The sequence below is a fragment of the Catellatospora paridis genome, assembly GCF_009720365.1.
Classification (GTDB): domain Bacteria; phylum Actinomycetota; class Actinomycetes; order Mycobacteriales; family Micromonosporaceae; genus Catellatospora; species Catellatospora paridis.
In genome coordinates this window covers 270,062-284,521 of record NZ_ML769315.1, presented here as the reverse complement: position 1 = coordinate 284,521, position 14,460 = coordinate 270,062, and the positions used below count along the sequence as shown (strand labels likewise).

The following is a 14,460-nucleotide window of genomic DNA, read 5'->3' as shown; positions in this document are numbered from 1 at the left end:
TATATCCGAATCCGGTCAGGCTGATGCGCGTACCACGAGTTCGGTCGGCAGGACCACGGCCGCCGGGACCTCCTCGCCCGCGATGACCCGCAGCAGCTGGCGGGCCAGCTCCCGGCCCAGCTCCAGGATCGGCTGCCGGACGGTGGTCAGCGGCGGGTCGGTGTAGCGGGAGATGTCGAAGTCGTCGAAGCCGACCACGGCGACGTCCTCGGGGATGCGCCGGCCCAGCTCGCGCAGCGTGGTGATGGCCCCGTGCGCCATCAGGTCCGAGGCCACGAAGACCGCGTCGAGCAGCGGATCGTCCTCCAGCAGCTGGCGCATCGCGGTCGCGCCGGACTCGCGGGTGAAGTCGCCGACCGCCACGATCGAGCGCCGGTCCGACCCGCGCAGCTCGGCCCGGTATCCGGCGAGCCGGTCGATGCCGGCGACCATGTCCTGCGGCCCGGCGATGGTGGCGATGCGGGAGTGGCCGGTCTCCAGCAGGTGCCGCACCGCGGCGCGCACCCCGCCGACGTGGTCGACGTCGACGTAGGGGACCGCGGAGCGGCCCAGCGGGCGGCCGGTGACCACGACCGGGACGCCGAGCCGGGCGAGCTGGCCGGGCAGCGGGTCGACGCCGTGCGTCGAGGCGAACAGCACCCCGTCCACGTGGCGGGCGGTGGTGTAGCGCTCGACGCGCTCGTACCCCGCGACGGTGTTGGTCATCATCAGCACGAGCTGTTTGTCGGCCGCGTCGAGTTCCTGGCTGACGCCGTGGATGATGCTCGGGAAGAACGGGTCGTCGGAGAAGACGCGGCTGGCGCTCTCCGGCAGGACCAGCGCGATCGAGTCGGTGCGCTGGGTGACCAGGCTGCGGGCGGCGGCGTTGGGGATGTAGCCCAGCTCCTCGACGGCGCGGCGCACCGCGCTGCGGATCGGCTCGGCGACCTTGGGCGAGCCGTTGACCACCCGCGACACGGTGGCGCGGGAGACTCCGGCAAGGCGCGCCACGGCCTCCAGCGTCGGCCGCTCGTGTGCCTGGCTCATGCGGACTCCTCGCTGCGCGCCTCGCCGGCGTAGGTGCCGCCGACCTGTGCCGGACCACACTCCGGCGAAGGTGACCTTACCCCTTTCGCGTTACGGCACGAAGCCGCACGTGAGAGCGCTTTCAGGATGAGAGCGTTTGCACAGCTCAGAAACGAGCCGGTCATAGACCCTTGACAGCGCAGGGGTCCGACTTCATTCTCTGCTGTGAGAGCGCTCTCTCAACCCGGCCGCGAATTGCCCTGATGAGCGGCCGGGTTCCTACTGACACCCCCAAGGAGGGTCGTCATGCGTGCCTGGACGCGCCGCCTGCTGGTCCCGATCATGGTGACCGGACTGCTGGCGACCGCTGCATGCGGTTCGGACGAACAGCCCACCGGCAACGAGAAGATCACTTTGAACGTCGCGCTCTTCGGCGACTTCGGCTTCAAGCCGCTCTACGAGGAGTACTCCAAGGCGCACCCGAACATCACCGTCAAGGAGCGGATCTCCGACTACGCCGCGCACCACCAGAGCCTGATCTCGCACCTGGCCACCGGCAGCGGCGCGGCCGACATCGAGGCCGTGGAGATCGGCTACCTGTCCAGCTTCACGGCCACCCCGAACCGCTTCCACAACCTGCTCGACCTGGGCGCCGGGTCGCTGGAGAGCCAGTGGCTGCCGTGGAAATGGCAGCAGGGCCTGTCGACCGACAAGAAGACGCTGATCGGCCTCGGCACCGACGTCGGCGGCATGGCCATGTGCTACCGCACCGACCTGTTCAAGGCGGCGGGCCTGCCCACCGACCGTGACGTGGTGTCCAAGCTGTGGCCGACCTGGGACGAGTACGTCGCCACCGGCAAGAAGTACAAGGCCGCCGCGCCGAAGTCGTACTTCATGGAGGCCTCGGGCAACATGTTCCGGGCCATGGTCGAGCAGGCCCCGACCGGCGTGTACGACGACGCGGACAAGCTCATCGTGGACAGCAACGCGTCCGTGAGGAAGGCCTGGGACCTCACCGTCGACGCGATCGCCTCCGGCCAGTCCGCGAAGCTGGCGGCCTGGACGCCGGAGTGGAGCGCGGCGTTCGGCAAGGGCACCTTCGCGACCATCGTGTGCCCGGCGTGGATGACGGCGTACATCGAGACCAACGCCAAGGACGCGGCCGGCAAGTGGGACATCGCCGCGGTGCCCGGTGGCGCGGGCAGCATGGGCGGCTCGCACCTCGCGCTGCCCAAGCAGGGCAAGAACGCGCAGGCGGCGTACGACCTGATCAAGTGGCTGACCGCGCCGGAGCAGCAGAAGAAGATCTTCAAGGCGACCGGGAACTTCCCGTCGGCCCCGTCGCTGTACACCGACCCGGACCTGACCGGGTTCAGCAAGCCGTTCTTCAACAACGCGCCGCTCGGCAAGATCTTCACGGCCTCGGCGCAGGCGGTCCAGCCGCAGCACCAGGGCCCGAAGCAGGGCGACGTGTTCAACACGATCGGCGCCGGGCTGGGCCGCATCGAGCAGAACAAGCAGTCCCCGGACGACGCCTGGAAGCAGGTCCTGTCCGACGTGGCCAAACTCGGCTGACGCTCCCACCGGGCCGGCCGGCGCGATCGGTCGGCCCGGTGTTCCACCGACTTCCGGAGGCCGGGCGGCGCACACCGTTGCCCGCCCGGTCACCGGGCCCTTCAGGGAAGGGGAGCGCTCCGTGCGCACCTGGCTCTACAAGGCGGACACGTCTCTGTCCCCGTACGTCTACATCTCGCCGTTCTTCATCCTCTTCGCGGTCTTCGGCCTGTTCCCGCTCGGCTACACCGCCTGGGTGTCGCTGCACGACTGGAGCCTGCTGGCCGACGAGCACAGCTTCGTCGGCCTGGGCAACTACTCCGCACTGCTGGCCGACCCGTACTTCTGGAACGCCCTGCGCAACACCCTGTCCATCCTGGCGCTGTCCACCATCCCGCAGCTGATCCTGGCGCTGATCCTGGCGCACCTGGTGAACCGGCCGCTGCGGGCCAAGACGCTGTGGCGGCTGGGTTTGCTGCTGCCGAACGTCACCAGCGTGGTCGCGGTCGTGGTCATCTTCAGCCAGCTGTTCGGGCGCGACTTCGGCCTGATCAACTGGCTGCTGGAGAGCTTCGGCCTGGGCCGTATCGACTGGCAGGCTGGTGTCGCGTCCTCGCACGTCGCCATCGCCGCGATGATCACCTGGCGCTGGACCGGCTACAACGCGCTGATCTTCCTGGCCGCGATGCAGGCGGTGCCGAAAGAGCTGTACGAGTCGGCGACGCTCGACGGCGCCACCGCGGGCCAGCAGCTCCGGAAGATCACCATCCCGTCGATCCGGCCCACCGTCATCTTCGTGGTCATCGTGTCGACCATCTACGGCCTGCAGGTCTTCGCCGAGCCGCAGCTGTTCGCCGGGGGCGGGCCCAACGGCATCATCGGCGGCCCGGACCGGCAGTTCCAGACCCTGACCCTCTACATGTACGAGCACGGCTTCAACCGCGGCTTCGAGTTCGGCTACGCCTCGGCCACCGCCTGGGTGATGTTCGGGCTGATCGTGCTCGCCGCCGCCGTCAACTACCTGATCACGCGCCGGATCCGGAGCTCCCGATGACACGCAGACTCGTCTACCTGACGCTGACCGGGGTGCTGATGCTGACCGCGTTCCCGCTGTACTTCAGCGTGGTGGTGGCCAGCCAGGACAACTCCGCGCTCTCGCACGTGCCGCCGCCGGTGCTGCCGGGCGCGAACCTGATCGAGAACATCAAGCGGGTCTTCGACACCGTGCCGTTCGACCAGGCGCTGCTCAACTCGCTGATCGTGTCGGGCATCAACACCGCGTCCGTGGTGCTGTTCTCGACGCTGGCCGGGTTCGCCTTCGCCAAACTGAGGTTCAAGGGGCGCACCGCGCTGCTGCTGGCCGTCGTCGGCACCATGATGGTGCCGATGCAGCTGGGCATCATCCCGCTGTTCATGCTGATCACCAAGCTGGAGTGGCACGACACGCTGCTGGCGGTGACGGTGCCGGCCCTGGTCAACGCGTTCGGGGTGTTCTTCATGACGCAGTACCTGTCCGAGGCGCTGCCCACCGAGCTGCTGGAGGCCGGGCGCATCGACGGCGCGGGCACCCATCGGCTGTTCTGGCACGTGGTGCTGCCGGTCGCCCGTCCGGCCGCGGCCGTGCTCGGCATGCTGACCTTCCTCAACGTCTGGAACGACTACCTCTGGCCGCTGGTCGTGCTGGCCTCGCCGGAGAACCAGACGGTCCAGGTCGCGCTGTCCCAGCTGCGGGCCGGCTACGTGCAGGACTACTCGCTGGCGCTGACCGGGACGATGCTGGCCACACTGCCGCTGCTCATCGTGTTCGGCCTGCTCGGCAAGCAGCTGATCGGCGGCATCATGCAGGGAGCGGTGAAGGGATGAGCACAGTGCAGGTAGAGGCATCGGCGGAGATGTTGCGGTTCCCGGAGGGGTTCCGGTGGGGGGCCGCCACGGCGGCGTACCAGATCGAGGGGGCCGCGGCCGAGGACGGGCGGGGACCGTCCATCTGGGACACGTTCGCGCGCAAGGACGGCCGAGTCTTCGCCGGACACACCGGGGACGTCGCGTGCGACCACTATCGGCGCTACCGCGAGGACGTCGCGCTGATGGCCGAGCTGGGCGTCGGCACGTACCGCTTCTCCATCGCCTGGCCGCGGGTCAAGCCCGACGGGACCGGGCCGGTCAACGTGCGCGGCCTGGACTTCTACGACCGGCTGGTGGACGAGCTGCTGGCGCACGGGATCGAGCCGATGGTGACGCTCTACCACTGGGACCTGCCGCTCGCGCTGCAGTCCCACGGGCGGGGCGGCTGGGGGGACCGGGACACCGCGGCGTGCTTCGCCGAGTACGCCGCGGTGACCGCGTCCCGGCTCGCGGACCGCGTCGGCACCTGGACCACGCTCAACGAGCCGTGGGTCGCGGCGTTTCTCGGCTACGCCAGCGGAGACCACGCGCCGGGGCACACCGACAACCGGGCTGCCTTCCGGGCCGCGCACCACCTGCTGCTCGGGCACGGGCTGGCGGCGCAGGCGCTGCGCGCGGCGGGCGTACGCGAGCTGTCGCTCACCCTGAACCTGGCCCGGGTCAGCCCCGACGACCCGGGCGACCCGCACGACGTGGCGGCGGCGTGGCGCGTCGACGGCGTGCTCAACCGGATCTTCCTGGACCCGGTGCTGCGCGGCCGGTATCCGCTGGACATGCTGGGGCTCTTCGAGCGGTTCGGCGCGGCGGACGCGATCGTCGACGGGGACCTGACGGTGATCTCCGCCCCGATCGACCTGCTGGGCATCAACTACTACCAACCCGCCCTGGTACGGGCGCAGGTCGGCGCGGCGGCGCACCCGATGTACCCGGGCAGCGAGGGGGTCGCGTTCCTGCCGCAGCCAGGCCCGGTCACCGACATGGGCTGGACGGTCGACCCGAGCGGCCTGTCCGACCTGCTGCTACGGCTGTCCCGGGAGTATCCGGACACGCCGCTGATGGTGACCGAGAACGGTGCGGCGTACGCCGACGCGCTGGCCGGCGACCGGGTGGCCGACCCGGACCGGATCGCCTACCTCGACGGCCACCTGCGCGCCGTGCACGCGGCCCTGTCCGGCGGCGCCGACGTCCGCGGCTACCTGGCCTGGTCCCTACTGGACAACTTCGAGTGGGCCTTCGGCTACGACAAGCGCTTCGGCCTCGTCTACGTCGACTACGAAACCCAACGCCGCTACCCCAAGGACTCGGCCCTGTGGTTCCGCGACGTGACCCGCGCCAACGCCCTCTAACGCGACGATCTTGCGTGGACTGTGGGTACGACACGCCTTAAACAGGCATATCGGCAACAGTTCACGCAAGATCGTCACGATCTTGGGTGGCGGTTACAGGTCGAAGATGAGGCAGGACGAGGTGGCGTGGGCTAGGAGGCGGCCGCGGTCGTCGGTGAGTTGGGCCTGGGCGAGGGCGGTGCGGCGGCCGCGGGAGAGGACGGTGCCTTCGCAGCGGAGCAGGCCGGAGTCGACGCTGACCGGGCGCAGGAACTTGGTGGTCAGGTCCAGGGAGGTGTAGCCGACGCCGGCGGGCAGGGTGCTGTGCACGGCGCAGGCGGCGGCGGTGTCGAGCAGGGTGGCCAGGATGCCGCCGTGCACGCCGCCGAGCGGGTTGTAGTGGAACTCCTGGGCGCGCATGGTCACCACGACGCGGCCCTCCTCGGCCTGCACGCTGTCCATGCCGAGCAGGTGCATCACGGGTGGGGCGGGCAGCTCGCCGCGGGCCATCGCGTGCAGCAGCTCCAGGCCGCTGAGCCGACCCAGCTCGGCGGCGTTGCGGCGGGGGTCGGACCAGGAGAAGGTGCGGGTGCGCTCCGGGGTCGCGAGGCCGGCGGTCGGCTCGGTCTGGGTCTGCGTCATGGACTCAGCCTGGCAGGCGGTTGCTGAGTCTGTCAACGAGACTTAGCCTGGGGGAGTGAGACCTACCGCACTCGACTGGTCGGCAGAGAACTGCACCGTCGCCCGCGCCATGGCCGTGCTCGGCGAACGCTGGACGCTGGTGGTGCTGCGCGAGGTCTTCAACGGCATCCGCCGCTTCGAGGACATGCGCGAGCACAGCGGCATACCCCGGCAGGTGCTGACCAACCGGCTGAACATGCTCGTCGCGCAGGGCGTGCTGCACCGGGTGCCCTACCGGGAGCCCGGCGAGCGCGAACGCCACGAGTACCGGCTCACCGAGAAGGGCTTCGACCTGTATCCGGTGCTGGTCGCCGTACGCGAGTGGGGCGACCGGTATCTGGCGGACCCGGCCGGGCCGCCCGTCGACATGGTCCACCGCGACTGCGGGTCGCCCGTGCGCACGCACCTGAGCTGCGACGAGGGGCACGAGGTGGGCTCGCCCCGGGAGGTGGCCACGCGGCCGGGGGCGGGGGCGGTCCGGCGTACGCCCGCCGCCGCCTGAGCCGCGACCCTGCAGCGAACCACCGCACCGCGGCCCCTCTCTCCCGCGGTGATCATGAACTTATGGGCAGGTTCGGCGGCGTGTCGCTGCCATAACTTCATGATCACCGCGGGGGGCGGCGAGCCCGCGGTGAGTCGGCTGCCTGGGGAGTGAGCGGGCCGTCGGGGAAAAGGGAGTGGTTCCGTGCCGCGCGGGCTGGCAGCATGGCGCGGCGTGGACCGAGTGCTGATACTGCCGCCGCGGGTGACCGAGACCGGGCTGGCCTTCGCCGACGCCGCGCGGCGGCGCGGCATGCGGGTCGAGACGATGCGCACCTGGCGGCTGCCGGAGCACCTGGCCGGGCACGCCGGAGCGCACCTGTACGCCGGGCCGCTGTTCGCCGACGCGGTCGGCGCGGAACTCGGTGTCGGGCTGCTGGAGCCCGACCAGGACTGGCTCGCCCGGTTGCCGCGCGAGTGGACGCGTCGCGATGTCGCCTTCACCACGCTGGCGCAAGCGCGGGCGCTGGACCGGCCCGCGTTCGTGAAGCCACCGGACGACAAGAGCTTCCCCGCCCGGGTGTACCCGTCCGGGGCGGCCCTGCCCGGGCCGGAGGTCCTGGCGGACGACACCCCGGTGCTGGTCAGCGACGTGGTGACGTTTCGGGTGGAGTTCCGGCTCTTCCTCGGCGCGGGCCGGGTCCGGGCCGTGAGCCGGTATGCCGTGGACGGCGAGCTGGATCTAGCCGGTCCCGCGGAGGACGCACGGTGCGCGGACGCGGCCGCCTTCGCGGCGGGGCTGCTCGGCCCGGGGCTGCCGGCGCTGCCGAGCGCGGTGGTGGTCGACGTCGGCCTGCTCGCAGATGCCGCGACCGGCCGTCCGGAGTGGGCGGTGATCGAGGCGAACGCGGCCTGGGCGAGCGGCCACTACGCGGCCGACCCGGACGAGGCGCTCGACGTGGTGCTGTCGGCGAGCCGTCCGGTGGCCGAGGTCGCGCCGGCGGACCGGCGTTTCCTGCGCGGGCTGCCGACCGTGTCGCGCTGACCCGCTCCGGCCGGAACCCGTGCGGCTCGCGGGGCTCGACGCGGTGGCCCGCCGGTCCGGTTCAGGCCCTGCCGCCGCACGGGGAGACGGTGACGGAGGTGAAGCCCTGCTGGCCGGCGGTGGAGCCCGGGACGGTCACGGTGACGAAGATGTTCGTCGCGGCGCTGGTGAAGTGCTTCTTCTCCAGCTTGGGCAGGGTCGCCGTGTAGCGGGCCATGGTGGCGTCACGGGTCAGGGTGACCTCGCCGGTGTAGTTGCCTCCGGTCATCGCGTAGCGCGCCTTGGCGGTCACCGGCGTGCCGCCGTCGTCGATCTCCGCCGTCACCGTGACGGTCTGGGGCGCGCTGCCGCCGCAGGTCGGGTTGCCGACGGCGGCCACATTGGACTCGACGCGGCTGATGGTGGCGAGGGCGGCACTCGTCGAGCCGGCCGGGGCGCTCGTGCTGGGCCGGGCGGCCGCCGGCGAGGTGGCGACGGTCGGCGCAGCCTGGTCGCGGGTCCACGAGTCGCCCACCCCGATGCAGCCCTGCAGGCTGAGCATGGTCACCACCGCGACTACCGCCGTCGCCGACGCACGGAATCTGATCACCGTCAGAGCTTAGTCAGGCTAACGGCGTTCGTGGGATCGGCACGTCGACTCATCTCGCGCCGCAACAACTAGTCGATCATGAAGTTATGGTGGCGACACGCCGTCGAACAGGTCCATAAGTTCATGATCAACTGGTCAGGTGGGGTGGCGGGTCAGCCAGCGGGTGTAGTTGGGGCTGAGGCGGATGGCGTCGGCATAGGACTGTTCGGCGTAGTCGACGAGGCGGGGGGCGACGCGGGCGGCGGGGGAGTCGGGGTGCCAGCCGATGAGGTGGCGCCAGCGCAGGGGGGTGGCGGCCAGGGGGACGGCGCGTACGCCGGTGATCTCCCGGAAGGTGGGCTGGCACAGGGCCACCACGCTGCCGCCGCGGACCAGGTCGGCACAGCCGCCGAGGTCGCTCTCGTGGATCGGGCTGGGGGTGAACCCGGCCCGCGCGCACGCGGCGGCGAAGCAGTCGGCGAAGCAGCCGTCGCCGGGGGTGGCCGCCCACCGGGAGCCGGCCAGGTCGGCCAGCTCCACCTCGTCGGCGGCGGCGTACGGGTGGGAGGCGGGCAGCAGCACGAAGACCGGCGCGGTCGCCACGGTGTGCCAGACCAGCCGGCCGTCATCGGGCGGGGTGGCCTCACCGCAGGTGCCGATGAGCGCGAAGTCGAGCCGGGCGTCCAGCAGCATCGCCGCCAGCTCCGCCGACGACCACGACGGGTACGTGCTCAGCTGGGCGCTGGGCTGCGCGGCGGCGAGCCGGTGCACCACCCCGCCGATGAGCGGGCCGTTCACCGCCCCGATGCGGTAGCCGGGCAGCCCGTCACCGCCGGAGTCCCGGGCCAGCCCGGCGAACCGGGTCGCCTCGTCCTCCAGGCCCTGCACCGCGGGCAGCAGCACCCGGGCCCGGGCCAGCACCAACTCGCCCAGCGGGGTGGCGCGGGCGCCGCGCCGGTCGCGCACGAACAGCTGCCCGCCGAAGGCGCGCTCGATGCGCTGCAGCTGGGTGGTGAGGGCGGGCGCGGCCAGGCCGAGCACGGCCGCCGCCTTGGTGACGCTGCCGGCGTCGGCTATCGCGCAGACCACCCGCAGGTGCCGCAGCTCCAACCTCACCCGCTGATGTTATGGCCGCACCGGCGGCGCGTGAAGGTGTCGCGTCCGATCACCCCGCCGGACGGTATGGACGGAGATCGAAATCCGTCGGTAGGGTCGGTGGACCCGACGCGACGGCAACGCGGGGCGGCGGCGGGTTCGCGGCGCGGTGACGTGTACCAGGAGGTGGCGATGCAGCGCAGAGCGGCGCTGATCGGGCTGCTCGGCGCCGAGCTGGTCTCGACCGTCGGCTCGCGGATGTCGTTCCTGGCCATCCCGTGGCTGGTCCTGGTCACCACCGATGACCCGACGAAGGTCGGCGTGGTCGCGTTCGCCGAGGCGCTGCCGTACATCCTGGCCGGGATCTTCGGCACGCCGCTGGCGGACCGGTTCGGCGTGCGCGAGGTCTCCATCGGCACCGACCTGGGCAGCGCGCTGGTGGTGGGCGCGATCGCGGCCTTCGGCAGCGGCGACTTCACGGTGCTGGTCGTGCTCATCGCGACGCTGGGCGCGCTGCGCGGGGTCGGCGACAAGTCGAAGCGGGTGCTGCTGCCGCCGGTGGTCGAGGCGTCGGGCACGCCGATGGCGCGGGTCACCGCGGTCTTCTCCGCGCTCAACCGGATGGCGATGGTGATCGGCGCCGCGGTGGCCGGCGTGCTGATCGCCTGGCTCGGACCGGTCGGCGCGATCTGGGCCGACGCGGCGACCTTCGCGGCCTGCGCGGGCGTGGTGGTGGTGCTGGTGCGCATCACCCGCGAGCAGAACCACCCGGCCCGCGGCGTGCAGGAGTCCTACTGGCAGGGGCTGCGTACCGGGTTCGGCTTCGTGCGGCGCGAGCGGCTGCTGCGCAGCCTGGTCGGCATGATGTTCGTGACGAACCTGTTCAACCAGGCCAGCGCGGTCGTCTTCATCCCGATGTGGGTACGCGAGCACCTCGGCTCGCCGGTGGCCCTGGGCTGGATCGGCGGCGCCTTCGCGCTCGGCGCGATCGCGGGCGGGGCCGCCTTCGCCGCCCTGGTGACCCGACTGCCGCGGTACGCGACCCTCGTCATCGGATACTTCATCGGCGGCGCCCCCCGGTTCCTGGTGCTGGCCCTGAGCGACGACCTGCGGGTGGCGCTGGCCGTGTCGTTCGTGTCCGGGGTTGCCATGTCCTCGGTGAACCCCACGTACGGCCTGCTGATGTTCGAGCGGGTGCCGCGGGCCATGCAGACCCGGGTGTTCGGGCTGACCGGGGCGATCACGTTCGGCGGCATCCCGCTCGGCGGCATGGTCGGCGCGTGGTTGGTGGAGACGCTCGGCCTGTCCGGTGGGCTGTGGCTGGCCGGGGCGGCGTACTTCGCGGCCACGCTGACACCCGTGTTCGGGTGGCGGCTGTGGCAGCAGATCAACGACATCAAGGGCAAGGCCGCCCCGGCCGCCCCGCTGTGGCAGGAGTACGTGTCCGAGCTGGGCCGCCGGATGGGCCTGGTGGACACCGGTCCGGCCGTGCCGGTGTCGGTCACGCTGGCCTATGCCGAGGGCGGCTGGACGGTGACGGCGCGGCACGGCAGGCGGCGGCTGGCACGGCCGTACGCCGTCTCGTCCGCCGCGGCACTCCAGCAGGTCGCCGCCCTGGAGCTGCCCGACGTGTACGACACGGTGGAGCAGGTGCACCTGGCCCGCCGCCGGGCCGCCGAGCAGCAGGCGGCGGCGGTGCGGGCCAACCTGCGAGCGCTCGAGTCGACGCTGACCGAGCTGCGGGCGGCGTCCGCTCAGTGGCCGTCCGGCCAGCCGGGCGAGCGGCCGAGGTAGGCGACCAGCCGGTCGCCGGGCGGGGCGTCGTCGGCCGGCTCGACCATGACGCCGAAAGCCTTGCTGGGCCGGCCGGTGGGCCAGCGCAGTGCGATCTTCATGGCCGACGCGCTCAGGTCAGGGTCGAGCGTGGCGTCCGCGCCGGTCGACTTCGCCACGTCCCAGGCGTGCACCAGGAAGTCGACGAAGTGCATGCCGAGCACCGTCGGCGCGGTGAAGGTGCCGTAGCCGTACACCTCGATCTTGCGGTCCAGCAGCGTCTTCGCGCTGAACGCCTTGGTGACCAGGGTGACGGAGTCGGCGAACGCCCGGCGGGGGTCGGTCGGCGGGGTCAGGTCGTCCCACACGGACGGGTCGGTCGGCTTGCCCGCCGCCGCGGCGGCGAAACCGCGGTTGTGCCCGATCATGTGCCCGAGCAACTGGCCGAGGGTCCAGTCGCCGCACGGTGAGGGCCGGGCGAGATCGGCGCGCTTGACGCGGTTCACGGCCGCTGCGGCCGCGGCGAGCGCACGCCGGTCGAGGTCACGAAGGTCCATGTCTCGCACCATAGTGCCGCAGCTCGGTGTGCTCCACCGGTGACGCCGCCAGGTGGGAAACCTGTCCGGACAGTCCAAACCGGATATCAGGCCATGGCCGACTCCGTCCCGCTGTGGCTGGTGTCCTGAACCGCCGATCAGATAGACATATGCACGGGTGTTGACATGGCGGGATCGGCGCGTGAGGCTGTTCGTGCCGATCCCGCATGTCGGACACATGGCAACGGGGTCGAGAGGGAGAGCATGACCGTCCACGACGACCGGCCGCTGCTGCTGATGGTCCGCACCGGCAAGCGCGAGTTCCGGGAATACCTGCTGCGTTCGCTGGCTCCGGCCTACCGGGTGCACCTGTTCACCGGGGTCGCGCCCACCTGGGAGCTGGCGTACGTCGCGGGCGCCACCGAGCTCGGTGGCCTGCTCGATGTGAAGGCGATGACCGAGGCCGCGCTGCGGCTGCCCGACGGGCCGGTCGCGGGCGTGTTCACCTGGGACGAGGCGCGCACGCCGCAGACCGCGGAGCTGGCCGTGGCGCTGGGGCTGCCCGGCGACCCCGCCGTGACCGCCCGCTGCCGGGACAAGCTGCTGACCCGCCGGGCGCTGGCCGCTGCCCAGGTGGCCCAGCCCGCGTCGGTGCCGGTGGGCTCGCTGTCGCAGGCGTTCGCCGAGGCCGCCCGGATCGGCTACCCGGTGATCCTCAAGCCCAGCGACCTGGCGCTCAGCGTCGGCGTGATCAAGGTGGCGGGGCCCGAGGAGCTGGCCGCGGCATACGAGTTCACCAGCGCGGTGCGCCACGGCGCGCTGCCCGAGTGGCGGCCCCAGGTGCTGCTCGAGGAGTACGTCGACGGCGAGGAGATCAGCGTCGACGCGGCGGTGCACCACGGCGAGGTCACCCCGCTGTGCCTGGCCCGCAAGGAGATCGGGCACCCGCCGTACTGCATCGAGATCGGGCACTACGTGCACGGCGACGACCCGCTGCTGCATGATCCGCAGCTGGTGCGGCTGCTGCAGGACGCGCACACGGCGCTCGGCTTCCGGGACGGGGTCACCCATACCGAGATCAAGCTGTCCTCGCGCGGGCCACGGATCATCGAGGTGAACGGGCGGCTCGGCGGCGACATGATCCCCTACCTGGGGCTGCGTGCCACCGGCGTCGACGTCGCGCTGGCCGCCGCCGCGGTGGCCTGCGGTCGCCCGCCGGTCGTCGCGCCGGACCGCAAGCTGGTGGCGGCGGTGCGCTTCTTCTACCCGGCGCAGCCCGACACCGTCGTCGAGACGCTGGACTTCGACCGGGCCGGGTTGCCGTCGGCCGTGGACGAGCTGGCCCTGCTGGCCGAGCCCGGCGACCGGCGCTCGCCGCCGCCGGCGGGCACGGTCAACGGCCGGGTCGCGTACGCCACCGCGGTGGCCGCGACGCCGCGCGAGTGCGAGCGGGCGCTCGACGCCGCGGGCGCCGCCCTGCGCATCAACGGCCTCCCGCCGGCCGACCACGGCTGACGTCGCCGCGGACGCAGTGCGGCAAGCTCACCGCCCCGGGGCGGGCAGCAGACGCCCGGCCCGGGACACGAGCGTCACCATTCGTAGCCGAGGCGCTCCACGAGGTCGCCGTAGCGGGTCCGGAACGCCGTGAGGTGCGCGTCGGTGAAGTGGTTGCGCCAGTCGCCGGCGACCCCGCGACGGTAGTGGCTGTGCACGTCCTCCTGCCCGCGCTCGCGGCCCTTGGCCAGGCGGCTGAACGAGAACCGCTCGCAGGCGCTGGTCACGTACGCGCCGGGCAGCCGGCGCAGCGGCAGCCGGGGCAGCACATGGCGCGGATAGGCCAGCCAGCGCGGGGTGCCCCGGCGGGCGGCGACGTTCCAGCGCACCGCGGCCATACGCGCCTGCTCCGGCCCGGAGCCGTCGGGGGTGAGCAGGTCCAGGTGGCCGAGGATGGCGGTCCAGGACTTCACCGGGTCGGTGATGGCGTCCTCCATGCGCACCTCGAGCACGCCGGGCCGGGTGTAGTCCCACTGCGCCATCGGGTCCAGGAACATGGCGCTGAACTCGACCTCGGCCAGCAGCCCGCCGGCCTCGTCGAGGGTGCGCAGGTTGCGCCGGTGCGCGACCAGCTCGGGCCAGGGCACCCCGCCGACCACCTCGGGGTGGCTGTTGAGGTGGCTGAAGTAGCCGGAGACCACGATGTCGCGGGGGTCGCGGATGAGGTGGAACCCCCGGTGCTCGGGCAGCGTGTCCACCCATTCCGGCTTCGCGTTCGTCATGATCAGGAGGTCGGGGCGGGTGGCGCGCACATAGTCGCCGAGGGTGTCGTGCGGCGCCCACTGCTCCGGCACGTGGATCGTGGCGACCTTGAGGTCCAGCGCGAACGCCGCCTCGTGCAGGATGGATCTGGCCCAGGTCGACGCTGATTTGTGGCGCGCGAAATACGCACGAAGCACCGGTTCACTCCTGACAAAGTCCTGATGAGACGTTGTGTCG

At 71.8% G+C, this 14,460-nt stretch carries 14 protein-coding genes; 8 read left to right on the top strand and 6 right to left on the bottom strand.

The window, feature by feature from the left end; translation table 11 throughout:
* Positions 1 to 15: 15 nt before the first annotated feature.
* Positions 16 to 1,026, bottom strand: coding sequence for a LacI family DNA-binding transcriptional regulator (locus F9C41_RS14155; RefSeq protein WP_155387239.1), 1,011 nt, complete (start codon positions 1,024 to 1,026; stop codon positions 16 to 18).
* Between the two features lie 285 nt (positions 1,027 to 1,311).
* Between F9C41_RS14155 and F9C41_RS14150 the strand changes: the two genes are divergently transcribed.
* From F9C41_RS14150 to F9C41_RS14135, 4 genes are all read left to right on the top strand, one after another.
* Complete coding sequence (locus tag F9C41_RS14150) at positions 1,312 to 2,580, top strand: ABC transporter substrate-binding protein (RefSeq protein WP_155387238.1); 1,269 nt, start codon at positions 1,312 to 1,314, stop codon at positions 2,578 to 2,580.
* Positions 2,581 to 2,701: 121 nt separating this feature from the next.
* On the top strand, positions 2,702 to 3,613 hold the full coding sequence (locus F9C41_RS14145) for a carbohydrate ABC transporter permease (RefSeq protein ID WP_230689584.1): 912 nt from the start codon (positions 2,702 to 2,704) through the stop codon (positions 3,611 to 3,613).
* The gene (locus F9C41_RS14140) at positions 3,610 to 4,422 is read left to right on the top strand and encodes a carbohydrate ABC transporter permease (RefSeq protein ID WP_155387237.1); all 813 of its coding nucleotides are present in this window, start codon (positions 3,610 to 3,612) and stop codon (positions 4,420 to 4,422) included. The genes F9C41_RS14145 and F9C41_RS14140 overlap by 4 nt, the downstream gene beginning before the upstream one ends.
* Positions 4,419 to 5,810, top strand: coding sequence for a GH1 family beta-glucosidase (locus tag F9C41_RS14135; RefSeq protein ID WP_196279763.1), 1,392 nt, complete (start codon positions 4,419 to 4,421; stop codon positions 5,808 to 5,810). The genes F9C41_RS14140 and F9C41_RS14135 overlap by 4 nt, the downstream gene beginning before the upstream one ends.
* A 93-nt stretch (positions 5,811 to 5,903) precedes the next feature.
* Here the strand turns inward: F9C41_RS14135 and F9C41_RS14130 are convergent, their stop codons facing one another.
* Complete coding sequence (locus F9C41_RS14130; RefSeq protein ID WP_155387236.1) at positions 5,904 to 6,431, bottom strand: PaaI family thioesterase; 528 nt, start codon at positions 6,429 to 6,431, stop codon at positions 5,904 to 5,906.
* Between the two features lie 55 nt (positions 6,432 to 6,486).
* Between F9C41_RS14130 and F9C41_RS14125 the strand changes: the two genes are divergently transcribed.
* Positions 6,487 to 6,972: a winged helix-turn-helix transcriptional regulator gene (locus F9C41_RS14125; RefSeq protein WP_155387235.1), complete on the top strand. Its 486-nt coding sequence runs from the start codon at positions 6,487 to 6,489 to the stop codon at positions 6,970 to 6,972.
* A 213-nt stretch (positions 6,973 to 7,185) separates the two neighbouring features.
* Positions 7,186 to 7,995, top strand: coding sequence for an ATP-grasp domain-containing protein (locus F9C41_RS14120; RefSeq protein WP_230689583.1), 810 nt, complete (start codon positions 7,186 to 7,188; stop codon positions 7,993 to 7,995).
* A 61-nt stretch (positions 7,996 to 8,056) separates the two neighbouring features.
* On the opposite strand, the gene F9C41_RS14115 is transcribed toward F9C41_RS14120, so the two are convergent.
* Both F9C41_RS14115 and F9C41_RS14110 read right to left on the bottom strand, forming a co-directional pair.
* The gene (locus F9C41_RS14115) at positions 8,057 to 8,584 is read right to left on the bottom strand and encodes a hypothetical protein (protein ID WP_155387234.1); all 528 of its coding nucleotides are present in this window, start codon (positions 8,582 to 8,584) and stop codon (positions 8,057 to 8,059) included.
* Between the two features lie 135 nt (positions 8,585 to 8,719).
* A complete protein-coding gene (locus tag F9C41_RS14110) occupies positions 8,720 to 9,679 on the bottom strand; it encodes a LysR family transcriptional regulator (RefSeq protein ID WP_155387233.1) in 960 nt (319 codons plus the stop codon).
* 171 nt (positions 9,680 to 9,850) lie between these two features.
* On the opposite strand from F9C41_RS14110, the gene F9C41_RS14105 reads away from it, so the two are divergent.
* Entirely contained in the window at positions 9,851 to 11,452 is a 1,602-nt protein-coding gene (locus F9C41_RS14105) for an MFS transporter (protein WP_196279762.1), read from the top strand.
* On the opposite strand, the gene F9C41_RS14100 is transcribed toward F9C41_RS14105, so the two are convergent.
* A complete protein-coding gene (locus F9C41_RS14100; RefSeq protein WP_196279761.1) occupies positions 11,413 to 11,988 on the bottom strand; it encodes a TIGR03086 family metal-binding protein in 576 nt (191 codons plus the stop codon). The two genes, F9C41_RS14105 and F9C41_RS14100, sit on opposite strands and share 40 nt — an antisense overlap.
* Before the next feature lie 243 nt (positions 11,989 to 12,231).
* Between F9C41_RS14100 and F9C41_RS14095 the strand changes: the two genes are divergently transcribed.
* Positions 12,232 to 13,482 (top strand): ATP-grasp domain-containing protein, encoded by a 1,251-nt coding sequence (locus F9C41_RS14095; protein ID WP_155387230.1) that lies wholly within the window; start codon positions 12,232 to 12,234, stop codon positions 13,480 to 13,482.
* A gap of 74 nt (positions 13,483 to 13,556) precedes the next feature.
* On the opposite strand, the gene F9C41_RS14090 is transcribed toward F9C41_RS14095, so the two are convergent.
* Positions 13,557 to 14,420: a sulfotransferase family protein gene (locus F9C41_RS14090; protein WP_155387229.1), complete on the bottom strand. Its 864-nt coding sequence runs from the start codon at positions 14,418 to 14,420 to the stop codon at positions 13,557 to 13,559.
* Positions 14,421 to 14,460 lie beyond the last annotated feature (40 nt).